Raw genomic sequence first — 17,851 nt, 5'->3', positions numbered from 1 at the left:
CGCGCCACTGTCTAAAGTCAGACCCGCGGCTCGTCATCAGCCCGAGCGGGACGCGAGATTCCCAGAAGGAGCACACGATGGTGAGTTCGCAAACGATCCAGGTCAAAACGCGTGATCTGTCGGCGGAGCGTTCGGCGCTTTGGTTAGCGGCAACTGCGTTGTTGGCGCTGATGGCCCTCTACGTAGTCGGCATAGACCAAGGCGCGGTATCGCTGGTCAGCAACGACACGCACGTGCACGAGTTCCTGCATGACTCAAGGCATCTGATCGGATTTCCCTGCCACTAAGCCGTGCAGATGGAAAAGCGTCTGATAGCGCGCGGTGTCCTGGCGGGCGCGGTTGGTGCTGTGCTGGCGTTCGTCTTCGCCCGGCTATTGGCTGAGCGGGTTATTGCACGCGCAATAGAGTATGAGGAGGGCCGCGTCGACGCAGCGCAACCTCTGCGCGTTCACGAACACGGCGCCGAACTGTTCACCCGCAGCACGCAGGGCAACGCCGGATTGGGTTTCGGTTTGCTGATTTTCGGCATCGCGATAGGTGCCTTGTTCGCTGTCGCCTTCTGCGCTGCTCATGGACGATCGAAAGATGTTGGCCCACGAGCTCTTTCGGTCCGCCTGGCGAGCGGAATCTTCACCGCGGTATACCTGGTGCCGTTCGTGAAATACCCGTCAAATCCGCCGGCCGTCGGTCAATCGGACACGATTGGCGCGCGCACCCGATGGTATCTGGTGATGCTGCTGGTGTCGGTTGCGCTGGCGATCGGCGCGCTGTTGCTGGCCAGGCTGCTCGCAGCCCGACTTGGTGCGTGGAACGCGGGGCTGGCCGCAGCCGGAGGCTACGTCGTCGTGATCGCGATAGTCATGCTGCTATTGCCGACTGTTGACGAGACCCCGAAGCCTCTGCGCGACTCCGCGGGGACGATCACATATCCTGGCTTCCCCGCCGATGTTCTCTATCAATTCAGGTTGGTGTCGCTGGGTACGCAGCTGGTGCTGTGGGTTACCATGGGACTGGTCTTCTCGACCTTTGCAGACCGGCTGTTGGGCGAGCGGGCCAAGAACGCGACGGATGCGGGGAGCCTTGTCGCGTAACCAATGCATGACCGCTGTTGTCCTGCGTGACCCTCCGAACGCGGCCGCATTGAGTCCGCATTTACATGAGCCACGGCCCTCCGTGCAGAATCGCCGCCCCCGACCAAACTTGCGATAGCTAGGAAGTCTTGGCGGTAGGCCTTCGTGGTGTGTGCCGCGGGGTTGCGGGTCTGGCGGTCGTGCAGGAACGCGGTGAACCATTCCGGGATCGGATCGACCGCACGTGCGCCAGCACCGGCTGGGGCGGAGACGTGGCTGCCTGGCAATGCAGCCAAGTTACAGCCAAAGATGGAAACTGTTATCTGCCAGCCAGCATGCCGGGCGCCAACTCCCGACAATCACGTCGTGTACATCGCGGTGATAGGTGCCGATCGAGACCGCGATCTGGCAACTGTATTGCTCTCATTAATAAAATTGGGCAGTTGATAAATGCCGCTTTATAACCGCGTTGTAGAGTCGCACCCACAGTCCTGCGCGCGAGCCTCGGCGAGAGCCTAGGCGGGCGGCGGCATAATCTCCGGACGGCCGTCATACCTGGTCCTGGCAATTATTGCGGCATAAGAGCCCTGCGAGTCGCGGGCCTACCAACGCCGCTGGAGAGGGAGTGCAATGGAGCCGCTGCTAGATGTAGACGACCCCGCAGAGTGCATCAGCAAGGACGAGATCAAGGCGGCGATCGCTGCCCAACTGAGCTGCGCGGCCGCAGATGTCGCCAACCACGACAATCTTATCCAGCTAGGCCTGAACTCGATCCGCATGATGGCGCTGGCGGGTGGTTGGCGTAAACGAGGAGTTGACATCACCTTTGCCGAACTTGCGGCCAGTCCGACCGTCGATTCCTGGTATGGGTTGCTCTCGGGCGGCGTGAGCGAAACAGCAGCACAGCAGCTCTCAGCTGAGCCTGACGCACCGGCCAGCCACGCCGTTGTTGATTCCGCTGCCGAAGAAGCCCCGTTCCCACTGGCCGCGATGCAGCACGCCTATTGGATTGGCCGCTCCGATGAGCAAGAGTTGGGCGGTGTCGCAGCCCATCTCTATGTCGAATTTGATGGGAAGGGGCTAGATCCGCTGCGTTTGGAAGGGGCGGTGGCCAGTCTCGTCGAAGCGCATTCAATGCTGCGTACCAGATTCCTTCCAGATGGAACTCAGCAAACGATGTCCAAGTCAATCAGGCCGATGTTGGCTCTAGTTGACTTGCGTAGGCAGAGTTCGGCGCAGGTCGCATCGGAACTCAGGCGGTTGCGTGACCGCAAGACTCACCAACGTCTGGCAATTGAAGAAGGTCAGGTCATCGACGTGACCCTGACTCTGTACGATGAAGACCGTAGCCGACTGCACCTGGACATGGACATGCTGGCCGGTGATGCAATGAGCTACCGCGTGCTGCTTTCGGATCTGGCTGAGGTGTATCGCGGGGCGACACTGCAGCCGCCGGGTTGCAGCTACCGGCTCTATCGCTCCGAGCGCCGCGAGGACCGCGTTGCCCGCGAGCGAGACCGCCGGTGGTGGCAGCAGCGGCTTGCTGACATACCCCGCGCGCCAGAACTTCCGACCGTCCCGGTGCGAGAGCGTCGAGCACCGCATCGCACCGTTCGTTACGACCACTGGCTGCCTCCGGCAGCAAAACAGAAGCTGATAGCGGGGGCTCACGTGCGGGGCGTGACGCCGGCAATGGCGTTGGCTGGGATATTTGCCGACACCATCGGCGGCTGGTCAGCGCAGAGCAGGTTTCTGCTGAACGTGCCGTTGTTTCACCGTGAACCGATGCATGCGGACATCGACCGGGTAATCGGGGACTTCACCTCCTCCGTCATGCTCGAAGTCGATGTCACCGAGAATCTTACGGTGGCCGACCGAGCCCTCGCGATTCAGCGCAGCATGTACGAAAGTGGTTCACACGCAGCCTATTCCGGTCTTGAGGTACTGCGCGATCTCAGTAGATATCGCGGCGAGCCGGTGCTGGCACCGATCGTGTTCACCAGCGCTTTGGATCTAGGCGAATTATTCGCCGACAATGTCGTCCAGACCTTCGGCGAACCGGTGTGGATCGTCTCGCAGGGACCTCAAGTACTCCTGGATGCTCAGATAACCGAGCTGCGCGGCGGATTGTTGCTCAACTGGGATGTCCGCGAATCGGCGTTCCCCCAAGGGGTGATCGACACGATGTTCGCCCACTTCGCCGAGGCGGTCCAACGCCTAGCTGACGACGAAGCCGGCTGGGACACGCAGGCGACGGTGTGCTTGCCCAGCGCCCAGGCAAATGTTCGTGGCGTGATAAACGCGACCGACGGTCCGGTCAGCAAACGATGCTTGCATGAAGGATTCTTCGGCCATGCCGCGGCCAATCCGCAGGCAACAGCCGTGTTGTGGGATGTCGGTGACCGTGCGGGGGCATGGAGCTACCAGGAAGTCGCCGAGCGCTCGCTGGCGGTGGCGGGTGCGCTACGCGCCCATGGTGTGAGCCAAGGCGACGCGGTCGCCGTTCAACTGCCCAAGGGGCGCGATCAGATCGTTGCAGTCCTAGGGGTGCTTGCGGCCGGGGGCACGTATGTGCCGATCGGTTACGAGCAACCTGATGCCCGGCGCGCCAAAATTCTTCAGACCGCTGATGTCGTCGCGGCGTTGACGGTCGAGGGCACGGCTATCGGTGCATCGATACCGTGTCTGTCCATCGAAACGGCACGCAACTATTCAAAGCCGTTGCACCAGCCTGTCTTTCCCGATACCAGTCAGACTGCCTACGTGATCTTCACCTCGGGTTCCACTGGTGTACCCAAGGGGGTCGATGTACCGCACAGCGCCGCGATGAACACCATCGACGCCGTCAACGAACGGTTCGGGATTTCCAGCACCGATCGAGTGCTCGCGCTGTCAGCCCTCGAGTTCGACCTCTCTGTGTATGACATTTTCGGCATGTTCTCAGCAGGCGCGGCGGTGGTCGCCGTCGATGTCGCGCAAAAAGGTACGGCCACGCTATGGGTGGAATTGCTTCGCCACCACCGGGTATCGATCCTCAATTGTGTGCCGAGCATCCTGGACATGGTGTTGGAACTCGGCGGTGCTCGGCTCGGTGATTCGTTACGCGCGGTTCTTCTCGGTGGTGACTGGGTGGGCGCTGATCTGGCCCGTAGGCTGGCCCGGCAAGTGCCGGGATGCCGGTTTGCTGGTCTGGGCGGTGCTACGGAGACAGCCATCCATAGCACCGTCTGCGAAGTGGTCGGTGAACCCCCAGCGCACTGGGCGACGGTGCCGTTCGGGATCCCCTTACGCAATGTGCGGTGTCGGGTTGTGGCGCCCTCGGGCCGCGACTGCCCGGACTGGGTTTGCGGGGAATTGTGGGTCGGCGGAGCCAGTGTCGCTGCGGGCTACCGCAACGATCCCGTACGCACCGCAGAGCGTTTCGTCGAGTACGACGGTATCCGCTGGTACAAGACTGGTGACATGGCCAGATACTGGCCCGATGGCACGATCGAATTCGTAGGCCGCGCCGATAATCAAGTGCAGATCCGAGGATCGCGAATAGAACTGGGCGAAGTCGAAAGCGCGCTTCGTACGGTGCCAGGGGTTCGCCATGCCGTCGCGGCCGTCGTTGGCACTAGCGCGCCGAAGCTTGTTGCTGCCGTTGCCGGTGATGCAGAAAAAATTGGCGATGTGACCGCGGCGGTGGCAAACCTCTTGCCGGACTACATGATTCCTACTCGCACCGTAGTTATCGAACAGATTCCGTTGACCTCCAATGGCAAGCTGGACCGCCGCGCCGTGGCTGCGCTGCTCGAACCGGACGCTGATAATGGCTTGGGCCCGCAAGAGCATGCTCCGCGAAACGAGCTAGAAGCTGCTCTCGCCGAGATTGTCGCCGAAGTACTGAACGCAGACGCGGTCGGCGTCCACGATGATTTCTTCTCATTGGGCGGTGATTCGGTATTGGCCACAACCGTTATCGCGCGGGTACGCGATTGGTTGGATGTCGATCACGCTGGGGTAGCAGACCTGTTTGCTACGCGAACGGTGTCTGGTCTGGCTTTCCGGCTGGAAAAGCGGGAAGCTGCCCGTGGCACGCCGCAACGACTTGCGACAATCGCGCATCACTATCTCGAGGTTGCAGCGATGACCGATGAAGAGATCCTCGACCTGGAATGATGTAAGACCGCTCAGTTCGCCGCCCGAGAGCCGACGACGATGCCGCCCACGCTGCAATCCTGCGATTTTTCGACTCTCGCCGGGCCGTGATTGAGTGCAGGGGAGCGATCTGCTCGTGGGTCCACATCATTCGACCTTGATAGATGCGGCTCCTGCCGGCCGCATCCGGTGGCGAGGACCGAACCGACATGGCTTCGACTCCACGAAGTGATCCGTCGGACTGGGACCGGCTCCATGCGATTACTTGCCGCGGGCGCTGCGAGTCGGTCGCGTTCACGATCATCGGCAACGAATTTTACTTTTATCCGCGCATGCCGGTTGCGTCCGACTTGTTTAGACGCTTGTCCTGATCTCGCCTGCGCTCTACAAGGTCCGCCCAGGGCTTGAGATAATCGTTGTCGGTCACTGGCGCGCCCGCGGCCAGAGCGACCAACTGTGATGCGACGCTGCCGATGCCGATGCGTGCACGCTTTACAACATCGACCAATTCGGCAAAAGCCTCTTGCGGTGAACAACCCCGAAGGCCGACTAGCACACCCGTCGCAAGGTCGATGATTTTGCGCGAGGTGCCGCTCGGTAGTTCGCCACTTTGGCCCATTATTCGTCACCCCGTCCGATGGAGATCGGTTGACCCGAAGCCAGGCGGTGATCGCAGAACATCATTCGGGGGTGGTTGCCAGCAGTAGTAGAGGCAAAACATATACAGATGAAATCGCGGATGTTCGCTGTGAGCTCTGCTACTAGTATTCGAGACCGCACGCTTTGGTTATAGCGGATTAGCCGACTGCATCCTGTGACGTCCGAGGTATCGCGGCGTAGGTCGGCGCGCCAATACGGTTGACGTGGAATGCCTCCGCCGAGGCTTCGATAGCACGATCGCACGTACCGGCGCAAACATGCATAACTGATATTATGCATGTAACACGGACCACCGCTGAGCCTCCGTTGGGGCTACCGCTGCGTGGCGCCGGCGCCGACCCTCGCCGCAGTGGTTTGTTTACGTTTGGCCGACCAGGCAACTCATAGGACCTCACCGCGCACGGCTAAGGCGCATCGGCGTGACTTCGACGCGATCGCCACCGTTCTCGCCACCCACGCCCGGCCAACCGACAAAGATACCCGGGTCCGCTGCCGGTCCGGCCATCGTGTTGGACAGCGATACGTCACTGTGACGCTTCTTAAGCTAATCACGCTGCGGCTCAGTATATCTCGTGTGCGTCCAGTAGATAATCGTCATTATCCATGAAACACGTCAACTAACCTGTGCGTGTCTTGTGTCAGGTTGCACGGACATGCTCTCCTCCCGCCGCCTCCTGCTGCTACCGCCGCTGACCCCACCCGGTGCCATCGACTAAGTTGAACTCGCAGTATGCGAGATTTGGACGATGGCACTACCGTAGCGGGCGCACCGGTCGAGCGGAGAACGGTGGTCGATGCCCTCGGCGGTCTTGGCGTGCCGGAGGACATCACCGCGGACTTACCTCCACTCGGCCCGCATGTGTCGGCGCTCCTTGTGTACGGCAGTCGTGCACGAGGAGATGCCGTGGCCGACTCAGACCTCGACCTTCTTGCGCTCGTGGACGAGGCCAGGCCGAGTGAGTCCTCGGGCGCGGTTAACGTTAGCTTCTACACACGTGAGCAATTGAAGACTGGGATCGGTACCCTCTTCGGCGCTCACCTGCGTCGCGATGCGAAGGTGCTGTGGGATCCGCGGGACGAATTAGCCGACACCCAGCGGATCTCGGAGATGTCGATACCGCGCGCCTTTTCGCGCGAGTGGAGGCGATGTCTGAGGTATTCGGCTCCCCCCAGCCTGATTTGCCGAAGTACCTCCCGGGACTCTTGCGCGAGGCGCGCTATCTGCTGAGAAGCTCCCTGTACGCGCAAGCGATCTCGATAGGGGCGCCGTGTTTCTCGGTGCGGGAGCTCGCACACCGGCATGCCGACTCGACGCTCGTCGAGTTACTGGCTTCGCGCAGATCTGGAGAACCGTCGCAGAACGACTACGACGAATGCGTCAAACGGCTCGAGGCGTTTTTCGGCCGGCCGGTGCGGAGAAACCGTCACGGATCTCTGGAGGCGTTGATCGTGAACGAATGGGAGAACCGGGGAGACCTACTGTCCATCGCGTTCATGGCCCTGGGTGTCGTCGGCAGCGGCGGCGACTACGCCGAGATCGAAAAGATCCTGCTGTGACGACTGCAGAGACCGCGTTCGTCGGTGATATTCACGGGAACGTCGCTGCGTTGGACGGGCTCGCTCGCTTGATCCTGAACGACCCCACCGTGAAACATACAGTGTTCCTTGGTGATTACGTGAACAAGGGCGCCGACTCGGCTGGGGTTCTTGACAGGCTGCTTCGAATCTCCCAGACGCACGCAGTGACGGTACTTCGCGGCAATCACGAAGCGGAGATGCTCAGGGCTCTCGATACTGGTGACCTCGCTGCTTTCCTCAAGTTGGGCGGAGCCACCACGGTCAGATCGTATGTGCGTCGGGCCGTGGGCGCTGACGTCATCGCCGATTTCCGTTCGAGTGTGCCAGCGGACCACGTTCGGTTCCTGCGGGCCATGCCCGACGTCTATCAGACGGAACAGGTGGTGGCGTCACATCGTTCAGAGACGGACGGTGGGACACGGTTTCGGATCTCCGCCCACGTGCCTGTAGGTGCCTATCCAGTCGTAGGTGCGGATTTCGCGCACCTTGATACGGGATGCAGTTCGTTCTCCGGACGCCTGACGGCATTGCGCTGGCCGTCGCGAACATTCACGCAGGTCGATTCGACAGGGCGACCGGTCGGACGGGACGCATCGTAGCCGTAGTCATGCACGCATGTGGTCGATCTGCCACCGGCAATTCGCCATGCCGAGCTCGTCGCCTATTTTTTCGTTGATCGCCAGCGCCTTCTCTGCAGCCTCCATGGCGGGTCCCACTTCTCCCAGGGATTTATGACATTGTGCCGAGACCAACAGCGATATGGCTTCTCCGCGTGCATAACCGATCTGCCGATTGATAGCGATCGCCCTGGCCACGTTGCCGGTAGCGTCCGCTGCCCGGCCCAGACGCAGAAGCACCTGCGCCCGCAGAACCTCCGCGTTGGCGTGGAGAGCCCTGGGTGGGAATCCGGCAAGGCCGAGTAGTGCGTCCTCCGCGTAGCTAACTGCGGTATCGAGATCCTTCTCGGCCACGCACAGGCGTGCGAAGTTCACAAGCGATTGACATATCCCGAATTCGTCACCGACGCTGGTGCGCTCGTTCTGCGAGTATTCGAATCTCTCACGCGCTTTTGTTAATTCGCCGATCTTCTGATGGGCCAAACCGAGTTCGTCCGAGATTCGGCACCGCACGGCCGAGGTGTACGGGTCGTCCCCGTAGAGCAGAGTCAGCGCTTGCTGCAACCGGCCGATGGCGTCGACGTCGGAGCCTTTGCGACGGAAAATGCCCGCCAGAGCGGCGAACGCCTCTGCGGCGGCCGGAGTCTGCAAGGTTCCCAGCTCCTTCGCGAAATAGTCCACCACGCGCTCGATCTCGGCCTGTGCGGCATCCAACTCGCCGGCGTGCTCGAGGAACTTCGCATATGCCAGCTGTTCCGGTGGTCCACCCAAAACCGCCGCCTCGCAGAGGTTTTGGCGACCAGCGGCGGGTTGTCCAAGCTCGACGAGCTTCTCACCGTCTCGGCGCAGGCGCGAGGCGCGTAGGAGGTCCTTTCCAGACGACGGAATCAGACTGATGTAGCGGGTTGCCTTCGGACCAATCTTCGACGCCCAAGTATCCAGCCTCGCCGTGAGCTTTCGCTTCAATTCGGCCGTATCGGAGGCGGATTCGTAGATCATCGCATGGGTACTCTTCATCTGCTCCTGCAGTTGAGTAATTTTCGGATCCGGCGCACCATCTTGGAGAAAGCCGACCCACACGTCACGCAAGGGTCGGTCGTCCTCGCCCAACTGAAGCAGCCCCGTGAAGAGTTCCTCTTCGGTCCCGGACGTGTAACCCCATGGACTGCCGGGTTCACTGCCCCATGATTTGCGGAACATGACGATCATGAAGTGGCACTCACCAATGAGCTCGTTTATCGCCTCCTGCGGTCGACGAGCGGTGCCGCGCACACTCTCCCACCCGGCCATCTCAAATCGCGCAGAGTCATTGGTCTGCCGTCGGTTGTGTTCGTCAATCGCGGTTCGTACCACTGTGCGTTCACTGGTCAGGTCACCCGGGGTTGCCACGAAAACGCGCAGAGGAAGGGCGTCATTCATGACGTGCACCATACTCGGACCTTTACAAGCATCGGCTCGGGTGTTTCGACTCCGTGAAGACTCGTGCAAAGTGGAATCTGATGTGAGTACGGAACTCGCGGGCGACATTTCTTCATCCCTGGCGACACTCAAGGGACGTGAGTCTCGGGCGTGGGGGTCCGCCAATGATATTGGCCGCTCTCCCGCCGCGGGACTAGCTCAGGCTTCGACGGGTCCGCGCAATCTCGACACATGGCGGATATGTCACAGTGACAACTCCGCAGCTGAATTATCTTCCGCCCCAGTAGTTTCGAAGAAATTCATGAATACTCGTTATTACATGAACGGTGCCTTTGCGTTCTCATACCGGGGATATGGGACCACTCCGCGGGCACGAACGGGGTCCCATGCACTGTCACCGGAGCGTAGGGCAATAATGCGCGAGCAGTACCCGGGTCAGTTGCTCTCCACGCACTGTGATCGCCTGGATATCCGGCCAGGACATCTTGGCGAAGTTCGTCGGGTACCGTTCCACCTGTTCTCGAGTCACCAGATCATGCACCGGCACAGGCAATTTGGCGTCTGACATCCCCAGGTAGGTGTGAGCGAACCCTTTGATTTGTCCACTCTCGCCGGCCAGATGGATCCGCGCGCGGGCGGCGTCCTGGGTCTTGCCGTAGGTGATGTCGAAAGTCTGCTTCATCCGCAACGGCCAATACCGTGCCGCGCGTCGGGTGGCACGGCCGCGGCCGGCGTCAACGGCAACGAGGTAGTCCAGGTCGTAGACGTGGTCACTGTGGTTGGCTGAGCGGCCTGGCAGCAGCGGTGCGAGGCCCAGATTGTCGTAGACACCGCCGTCGGTCATCACAAGCTGGCGACGGCTGATCTCACCGCGGCGATCACGAAACTCGTAGCTCCGTGTCAACGGGGGCAACAGCACCGGAAACGCCGCGGAGGCCGCGACCGCTTCGGCAACCGGTACGGCGGTGCTGATCAAGCCATAGGCGGAACACGAGCTGACGAGGCTGCCGAACCGCACCGCAATACCCGAGGCCAGATCGGTGGCTGACAACACCGTTGCCAGGTCCGGGTAGGTCACATCCCCCAGCAGCCGCTGCCCGAACGGGCGGGCGCTCAGAGCATTGACCAGACTGTCGGTGCGGCTGTGCGAACGCGCCCGACTGGACACCAGCGTTCGCGCGACGCTGCCCACGTTGCGCATCGTGGCCGCGGGGGTGAAGGTGCGCCGCGTCAACTCGACCTGCAGCCCTGAGCGCAACAGGGCGATAACAGAGGCCTCGAACTCCGCGAAATCCCGCGGCCCGTAGGCCCACATCGCGGCGAGCAGGCTGCCGCCGCTGATCCCCGAGACCACCCGCACATGGCGCAGGAGGTCAAGATCGGCCAACGCGCGCAGGCACCCGAGCCCGAACGCGGTGGCCCGAAACCCGCCACCTGACAACGCCAATCCGATCCTGGGCGCCGCACTCACAACCTCAGGCCCAATGCTCGCCGCCACCACGGCCGTCCAGGATCCTCCGGGGATACGGGTTGATAAAACCCCCCGGGCAGGCCCCCGTTGATCACCAACGGCCTGACCTGGCCGATGGTCGCCAGTCGATTCACCTGGTCAACTCGTTCGACTACCCGCACGTACATGTTGGGCATCTGGCCGTCCTCACGCCAGCGATCCCAGATCAGCTTGTCGCCGCCTAGGATCAGCATCAACGCGCGTCGACCCGTCCCCGACGGCGATACCATCCAACCCATGCCCTTTTCATCGGTGGGGCTGGGCCGGGCCGGGCCATAGGGGTGGGTGTGCCACATTCCCACGAACCCAACACGATTGATCGAGCGCTTACGGTGGTGCTCCACGAACTCCTGAGTTCCCTGGGTGCCATGGGCGAAGAACAGCGCCGACAACGCGCTGTCAGGGGACGGGCCCGCCGCGGTGTCGATGTACACGCAGCCCACTGCCTCATCGAAAGAGCCCAATAGCATCCCGCCGGTCTCGATCGTTTCCCCTCGAGTACGCGCCCCACGGCGCGTCTCAGCCCGCATCTCGGTCAACGCGGCCGCAGCGATACGCAACTCGTAGCCACCGTCGGTAATCACGTGATCGTTGGGCCAGCGCCACCAATGCTCCCCTGCCGCGGCAGTGCCGATGCCTGGCAACGTGATCGCGACCGCAGCCATCGGGTCCTCACGCTGCGGATCGGCCAGCTCGGTCATCGCCGCCCAGAACACGCTCGATGCCAGTGCGGTGGTTTGCATCGCCGAGCCGGTGAACGTCGGCGAGGAACACCCGGGCTCAGGCACGAACATCTCGGTGCGCGGCGGATCAGGGAAGAAGTCCTCGGCGGCGTCGCCGACCAACCCCGAGTCCTTATTCGCGTGGGCGTCGATGGCGATACGCCGCAAGATGTCGTGCGCGCTGCCGGTGGCGCCCGGGCGCGACACGATGCCCAGGGCACGCACCGCGTCGTGGCCGAACAGTCCGGCGATCACCGGTGGCCACAGCTCTCGCGTGCCGGCACGCGCAGTCTCGATCGCCGCCCGCACACCAACGTCGGCGGTCGCGTCGATCACCAGGTCATACTCGGGTACCTGGGCTTGATCACCGACGAACATGCCGATCACGTCGCAAATCCGATATTTCACTTTCAGGTCCGACCGCAGGGCGTCCAATCGGCCGGCCAACTGCTGCGCCTTTGAGTAGCCAATGTCGAAGTCACGGTAGGGCTGGCGAATCAGGATGCCGGGTTTGACCACGCTGTTGTCGACCACAGTCAAAGCAGCCACGCCGGCGCGCACGCAGTGCTCAGCGATCGGCGCGCCCAGCGCGCCGCATCCCAGTACCAGAACCTTCTTATCGCGCAGCCATGCCGCCGAGGTGTTGGCGTCGCGACGGTTGGTTACCTCGGGCCGATCTTCATGGATCACCATCCAGCGGACCTCGGCGTCGTCGATCCACGAATTGGCCAGCTTCGTGGCCCTCTCGATCAGTGATTCATTTTCGAGATCCTCGAACTCGCGAAGCAGATCCATGATCTCCGCGCCGAAGTCGTCGAATTTCCAGGCCGTGACGTGTGCCAGGCGGCGCGACCCCTCGGCGCGCCGGGCCGGAGTTCCGAGCATCACCACCACGGGCGCGGTGTTGTCGAGACCGGCCTTCCTGGCGATCGCCGTATTAAATGTGCCCGCTGTGGTGATCGACCACAGCAGTTCCTCACGTGGATAACCAAACTCGTGCAAGCTGGCCACCAGATCGGCGCCCTTGTCCGGGTATTCCATCGACAGTTCATCACTGGCCAGCACCAGCGGAGCCACGATGAACGGCAGTCCTGTGTCGGCGGTGGGCACGAAACCGTCGCGAAGCACCCGGGCGCCCATTTCCTGAAGTGTCATCCACTCCGCGACATCCACCCGGTCCCCGGATCTGGTGCACCAAGCGAACAATTGGGCGGTCTGCCCCGGGGTGACCGAGTCACCCCACGGCACGCGGTCACCGACATCGGGGTGAACGACCACGAACCCGACCCACTCGTCGTGATAGGTGACCGGCGGGTGTAATGGCTGCCCGTCAGGATCGAGTGTGCCGGCAGCGGCGTTCTCCAACCAGCTGGTCAGCCGTTCGATGAATCCCCGCACCCCATCAGCGGGGTTCCATTCCACCGACGACGCCGCATACAGGCACAGGTAGCGGGCCCATTGCACGTGCGGGGTGCCTGCCCAGCGGCGGTGGCTCGCCCACACCGACGGCGGCCGAAACGGATACTTGTCGGAGACCCGGATTTCGAACCGCTCCCGCTGGCGCACCTTGATGCCGGCACCCACCGTACGAATCCCGTTGGTGTCCAACGAGATGTCAATGATCAGATAGTCGTTAGTGTCGCGTGAGCTGATGACCGTGACAGCGCCGCCGCTGGCCGCCGCCAGCTCTTCGAGCTGCTGAAGTGCCAGTTCCCTCAACGGCCAAAGCCCACGGGAGTATCCGGCGCTTTGGCGTCGCCGCGGTCCGCCTCGATCGCCTCACGCACCCGCTCGGGCCCGGACCGGGAATCGGCCGCGGCGGTGTACAGGCCCGGCATCGCGGTGACGACCTCGTCGGCGACCGTGGCCGCGGCCGCGGCCACGGCCGCCAGGCGCGAACGGCCACCGGCGGCGGCCAGTGCCGCGCTGCGCAGGGATTTGGTATCGGTGGCGATGCTGGCGTCCAACACAGTTGAACCGAGCGCGTCGACGCCGAACACCACCGGCGACGGCGCCGCCTCATCACCCCACGACATCGTGCAGATCAGCTGATCCTCCGCGGTCTCCTTGTACCGGTCGGCGGCCATCCGGTGCGGCGGGTTGGCCCCGTCGACGTCACTGGCGGGAATCACTGCACTGCTGGCCACGATCACCGAACCGGTCCGGGCGTGGCGCTCGAACGCGTTGAGCACGTCGACCTGCAGGTGCTCCTGCCCGTCCCCGTCGCGTTCGTACATCGCCCTTTTCGAGCAATGATGTGGCGCCAGAAGCACATTCCAATCCAGATACTGCTCGCGGTTGTGATACTCGCTGTAGTTGAAGATCTTCATCAAGGTGTCGTGGGCGAGGTCGCCGAAAAGCAGCACCTTCCCGTCGATGCCGGATTCATCGGTCAAGGTCACCTGCATCGCCAGCGACGTCTCATTGCGCGCCGCGGCGCAGTCATCCTTGAACGGCGCATGGACGAACGCCTCGAAGCGCCCGGCGCACTCATGCCCGTCGAGCACCGTCAACGCCTGCCCGGGCCAGGCCTTGTACTCGTCGGGCAGCTCATCGTAGGGGTGGGCCCCGTGCTCGTCGTCGTAGCCGATCACCACGATGCGATCCCCACTGGCCGGCGTGTGCCCCGTAGCCAGGGCGGCCCTGGTCGCCTCGATGCGGCGTTCGGACTCATCCCTGAAGGCGATCGCGTCCGCGCAGGGATCGGGGGCGTCAGGGTCGTTGAACTCGCGCCACAGCCGCGGCGTCGACCACAACTCCCCGATCTGCACCTGGTCCAGCAAATCAGCAAATCCTAGGCAATGGTCCTTGTCGGCATGGGTCAGCGCAAACACCGCCAGGTAGGGCTTTCCGTCGACTTGAGGCAAGGCATCGGCCAGCTTGTCGACCACCGGGACTTCCGGGTTGGTGTCGTCATCGGCCTTGGCCATATCGTGCAGATCGACCTGCAACACAACCTCGTCGTCAATGATGACGGTCGTGCTGTCCCCGGTGCCCACAGGCCAGAATACGACACCCCGCGACGGCAATTCGCGCACGCAACCTCCCACTTTCCCGGCCACTCCGGACCCGCGCCCAAAGCAGCGTCCCGCCCAAAGCTTGAGGCTAGCGGAGGGCACCGACAGTTCTCAGGCGAGAAACCCTGCCTTTCGCCGGTGTTCGCTGTCGGCCGAAATACGCATCCGCGCGCACCCGCGCTTCCATCCGATGTCAGCCGCGTCGACTATCCTGGAGGGACTCCATTGAAGGTGGTGTTCCGAGTGACCGAGCTGCAGAAGGCCAAGCGCCGGGTGAAGGTGGTGCGGGCGATCCGCCGTAGCACCGAACTTGAAGGTTCCCGCAGCACCAACGCCACGCGCGCCGACCAGGTCGCCTACGCCCGCGGAACCATCACCGCCGCTGAGCTGCGCGATCGCGTTCGGCGGCGGTACAACCTGACGTAGCCGAGCCTGGAGTGCCGCCTCCCTGGGATACCGGCGATCTCGAACGGAATTGGCGAGGTTATTTTATTCCTGGCACGGACGTTCTGAGGAATCGTGTCGATGCCGAGACAACGGAGGCGCTGCGGGACGCGGAGAACGATCTCGTCGAGGCTCGGGTTATCGAACTTCGTGAGGCCCCCGAAATTCTGGGTGACCGTACATATGATTTGCCATACCTGCGCGCGATCCACCGTCAGCTCTTTCAAGACGTCTACGTCTGGGCGGGTGATCTGCGGACAGTCGGCATCGAGAAGGGTGGCGAGTCATTCTGTCCCCCAGGCAGCATCGGCCAGCCGATGACTCATGTCGCCGCTGAGGTCCACCGGCTCGACCGGCTCAGGGATGTTCCCGAGGCTGAGCTCGCCCGCACCGTCGCCTACCTGTACGACTACGCGAACTTTGCCCATCCCTTCCGCGAGGGCAACGGCCGCTCCACCCGCGAGTTCTTCGACCTCCTCCTCTCAGAACGCGGCGCCGGCCTCGACTGGCAGAAGACCGACCTGACCGAGTTGCACAGCGCATGCCACGCCGCGCGAGCCGAATCCGACCTCGCAGGGCTGACAGCGATGTTCGCGAGAATCCTCGACGGTGACCCTGCATACGATTTCTGATCGGACAGGGCGGCTGCCTAGCGTTCTGACTCGACCGCCGCTCGTGGACCTCGGCAATCGCCACGGAGCCGGCCGACGCGGCGGCCGTCGCTGAACGGTGAAAAGTGTTGTCGCTGTTTGTGTCCCTTCAGCTTAAAGTCGAAGGGTGATGATCATTGGAGTGGCATCGAGATGCCTCTGATCCGCGCTCGGGGCAGTGTAGTCCTGGACGGCCTTGTGGTGATGCGCAGGCCCGAGGAATCGCGGGTCTTGGCCCCAGAACGCTCGGACACTCCCCTGCCCAGGCGACGCGCCATATTCATGGATAACCGCTATTATGCATGAACTATGTCACCCGCTGAATTACCCTCGCCAGGTCCGCCGGTCCGCACTGACGCCGACCGCCCGGAGTGGTTTCGTGCGTTTCTGGCTGACCGGAGCACCCGTAAGCCCTCGCCGCACACCGTGGCGGCGTATCGGCGTGATTTCGATGCGATCGCCGTCGTGTTGGCCGGCGGCCCCGAACACCTGGGCGCGCTGGACTGTGCCGCGATCACCAAAGACTCGATGCGCCAGGCCTTCGCGGTGTTCGCCGCCTCCCGTGAGGCGGCGTCTATCCGGCGCTGCTGGTCGACGTGGAACACGCTGTGCAGCTATCTGTTTACCGCCGAGCTCCTCGAGGCCAACCCGATGCAATTCGTGGGCAGACCCAAGGTCGCCAAAAATCTCCCGAAGTCACTTCCCGCCGCGGCCGCCAAGGCCCTCGTAGATGCCGTCGCCGACCACGGTGAGACGAAACTGCGCAACGAATGGCCCGAACGCGACCGCGCCCTCATTTTGACCACCCTGCTCACGGGTCTTCGCGCCGGCGAATTGCGCGCCGCCAACATCGGCGATGTCCGCCTCGCCGACCAGGGTGGGGTGATCCACGTGCGCGGCAAGGGTAATAAGGACCGCGCTATCCCGATCGAAGCAGCGCTGCTCGACGTCTTAGGTGACTACCTGGGCAGTCGCGGCGCTCGATTCCCCGCCACCACCCGCCGCCGGCAGGCCGGCGACGTTCCGGTTCTGCGCCGCTGGCCTGCCACAGCACCGCTGTTCGTCGGCGTCAACGGACAACGAATCACTCGCGGGGAACTGCAATACCGGATCCTGCGCGCATTCAAATTGGCCGGCCCGGACGCTCACCGCAATCCCGGCGCCCTCGTGCACGCCCTGCGCCACACCTACGCCACCGAGCTGGCCAACACCAACATCAGCGTCTACACCCTCATGCGGCTTCTCGGACACGAATCCATGGCCACATCCCAGCGCTACGTCAGCGCCGCAGGGGCCGAAACCCGTTCCGCTGCAGCAGTAAACCCGCTGTATCAGCTCGTCGACGCCGCTCCCCCATCCGGGGATGAGCGTTAGCTCGCCGAAGGACCGCAGCGCCCCACTGGTCAGTTGGGGAGATAGGCTGCGTTTCTGTGGGAGTCGTCCATGAATATTTCGTGCGCGATGATGATGAGCAGGGGGCGTTGCTGCTCGGCTCGGCTGAGCGCGGGGTCATCGGGATGTGTCCGATCACTGAGTTAGTCAGTCTTGAAGCCCTGCTGATGAATTCGTCTGGCCACGAGACAACGACCTCGCAGTTGATGGACCGTCCCGACCACGGCGTTGTCGTTGCCCACGACGACGAGCCGTGGAACGTGTTCGTCGACCGGATCGCCGATAACACCACCGCGTTGATCGCGGCCGCCGGCCCCGAGCAACTCGGCGCCGCACTGCAGCCTTGGTCGCAGATCGAAGAGTTCGCCGGACAAGTCACCGCCGGCGAGCTCGCGGAGGTGATGGCGCTGCTGCAGCCGCTGTTCCGCCAGGCCGTCCAGCACGGCCGGCACATTTACGTCCGCACTTCCTGCTGACCGGGTTTCAACGCCCATCGAGATTCAGTGATCGGCACTGGGGCCCGCGCGCCGGTGTGAAGACGGTGTGCTGGCACGCTACTGGCGGAGTGCGCGTATTCCGGACGTGCGCTATTCGTTGTGAAAGTTAGGACACGATTCCTCTACCGCGAACAT

The 17,851-nt window shown here is 62.8% G+C and carries 15 protein-coding genes; 10 read left to right on the top strand and 5 right to left on the bottom strand.

Going from position 1 to position 17,851, the window contains the following annotated elements:
• Positions 1 to 77 precede the first annotated feature (77 nt).
• From ACZYZ9_RS20120 to ACZYZ9_RS20110, 3 genes are all read left to right on the top strand, one after another.
• Positions 78 to 287 carry a CbtB domain-containing protein gene (locus ACZYZ9_RS20120; RefSeq protein WP_463828045.1) on the top strand — a complete coding sequence of 70 codons (210 nt, stop codon included), beginning with the start codon at positions 78 to 80 and terminating at the stop codon, positions 285 to 287.
• A gap of 9 nt (positions 288 to 296) precedes the next feature.
• Positions 297 to 1,091, top strand: a complete 795-nt coding sequence (locus ACZYZ9_RS20115) for a CbtA family protein (protein WP_463828044.1) — start codon at positions 297 to 299, stop codon at positions 1,089 to 1,091.
• Between the two features lie 609 nt (positions 1,092 to 1,700).
• Positions 1,701 to 5,231, top strand: coding sequence for a non-ribosomal peptide synthetase (locus ACZYZ9_RS20110; protein WP_463828043.1), 3,531 nt, complete (start codon positions 1,701 to 1,703; stop codon positions 5,229 to 5,231).
• Positions 5,232 to 5,532: 301 nt separating this feature from the next.
• On the opposite strand, the gene ACZYZ9_RS20105 is transcribed toward ACZYZ9_RS20110, so the two are convergent.
• Positions 5,533 to 5,829, bottom strand: coding sequence for an ANTAR domain-containing protein (locus ACZYZ9_RS20105; protein ID WP_463828042.1), 297 nt, complete (start codon positions 5,827 to 5,829; stop codon positions 5,533 to 5,535).
• 771 nt (positions 5,830 to 6,600) lie between these two features.
• Between ACZYZ9_RS20105 and ACZYZ9_RS20100 the strand changes: the two genes are divergently transcribed.
• The 3 genes from ACZYZ9_RS20100 to ACZYZ9_RS20090 are packed head-to-tail and all read left to right on the top strand — an operon-like array spanning position 6,601 to position 8,047.
• On the top strand, positions 6,601 to 7,098 hold the full coding sequence (locus tag ACZYZ9_RS20100) for a nucleotidyltransferase domain-containing protein (RefSeq protein WP_463828041.1): 498 nt from the start codon (positions 6,601 to 6,603) through the stop codon (positions 7,096 to 7,098).
• Positions 7,017 to 7,427 carry a hypothetical protein gene (locus ACZYZ9_RS20095; RefSeq protein WP_463828203.1) on the top strand — a complete coding sequence of 137 codons (411 nt, stop codon included), beginning with the start codon at positions 7,017 to 7,019 and terminating at the stop codon, positions 7,425 to 7,427. The genes ACZYZ9_RS20100 and ACZYZ9_RS20095 overlap by 82 nt, the downstream gene beginning before the upstream one ends.
• Entirely contained in the window at positions 7,424 to 8,047 is a 624-nt protein-coding gene (locus ACZYZ9_RS20090) for a metallophosphoesterase (RefSeq protein ID WP_463828040.1), read from the top strand. The genes ACZYZ9_RS20095 and ACZYZ9_RS20090 overlap by 4 nt, the downstream gene beginning before the upstream one ends.
• Positions 8,048 to 8,053: 6 nt before the next feature.
• Here ACZYZ9_RS20090 and ACZYZ9_RS20085 read toward each other — a convergent pair whose 3' ends face one another.
• The 4 genes from ACZYZ9_RS20085 to ACZYZ9_RS20070 form a co-directional block, all read right to left on the bottom strand.
• Entirely contained in the window at positions 8,054 to 9,484 is a 1,431-nt protein-coding gene (locus ACZYZ9_RS20085) for a tetratricopeptide repeat protein (RefSeq protein ID WP_463828039.1), read from the bottom strand.
• A 394-nt stretch (positions 9,485 to 9,878) separates the two neighbouring features.
• A complete protein-coding gene (locus tag ACZYZ9_RS20080) occupies positions 9,879 to 10,931 on the bottom strand; it encodes a patatin-like phospholipase family protein (RefSeq protein WP_463828038.1) in 1,053 nt (350 codons plus the stop codon).
• Positions 10,932 to 10,951: 20 nt separating this feature from the next.
• Entirely contained in the window at positions 10,952 to 13,435 is a 2,484-nt protein-coding gene (locus ACZYZ9_RS20075) for a ThiF family adenylyltransferase (protein WP_463828037.1), read from the bottom strand.
• Positions 13,432 to 14,715 carry a ComEC/Rec2 family competence protein gene (locus ACZYZ9_RS20070; protein WP_463828036.1) on the bottom strand — a complete coding sequence of 428 codons (1,284 nt, stop codon included), beginning with the start codon at positions 14,713 to 14,715 and terminating at the stop codon, positions 13,432 to 13,434. The genes ACZYZ9_RS20075 and ACZYZ9_RS20070 overlap by 4 nt, the downstream gene beginning before the upstream one ends.
• Positions 14,716 to 14,976: 261 nt before the next feature.
• Between ACZYZ9_RS20070 and ACZYZ9_RS20065 the strand changes: the two genes are divergently transcribed.
• The 4 genes from ACZYZ9_RS20065 to ACZYZ9_RS20050 all read left to right on the top strand — a co-directional run bounded on the left by ACZYZ9_RS20065 (position 14,977) and on the right by ACZYZ9_RS20050 (position 17,695).
• Positions 14,977 to 15,159, top strand: coding sequence for an antitoxin VbhA family protein (locus ACZYZ9_RS20065; protein WP_463828035.1), 183 nt, complete (start codon positions 14,977 to 14,979; stop codon positions 15,157 to 15,159).
• Between the two features lie 11 nt (positions 15,160 to 15,170).
• Positions 15,171 to 15,809, top strand: a complete 639-nt coding sequence (locus ACZYZ9_RS20060; RefSeq protein ID WP_463828034.1) for a Fic/DOC family protein — start codon at positions 15,171 to 15,173, stop codon at positions 15,807 to 15,809.
• 327 nt (positions 15,810 to 16,136) lie between these two features.
• Positions 16,137 to 17,201, top strand: coding sequence for a site-specific integrase (locus ACZYZ9_RS20055; protein WP_463828033.1), 1,065 nt, complete (start codon positions 16,137 to 16,139; stop codon positions 17,199 to 17,201).
• A 56-nt stretch (positions 17,202 to 17,257) separates the two neighbouring features.
• On the top strand, positions 17,258 to 17,695 hold the full coding sequence (locus ACZYZ9_RS20050) for a hypothetical protein (RefSeq protein ID WP_463828032.1): 438 nt from the start codon (positions 17,258 to 17,260) through the stop codon (positions 17,693 to 17,695).
• The last annotated feature ends 156 nt before the right edge of the window (positions 17,696 to 17,851 follow it).

The sequence above is a fragment of the Mycobacterium sp. IDUB_28 genome (genome assembly GCF_055419285.1).
The sequence above is the reverse complement of the archived record's forward strand: the minus strand, read 5'-3'. Positions and strand labels throughout refer to the sequence as shown.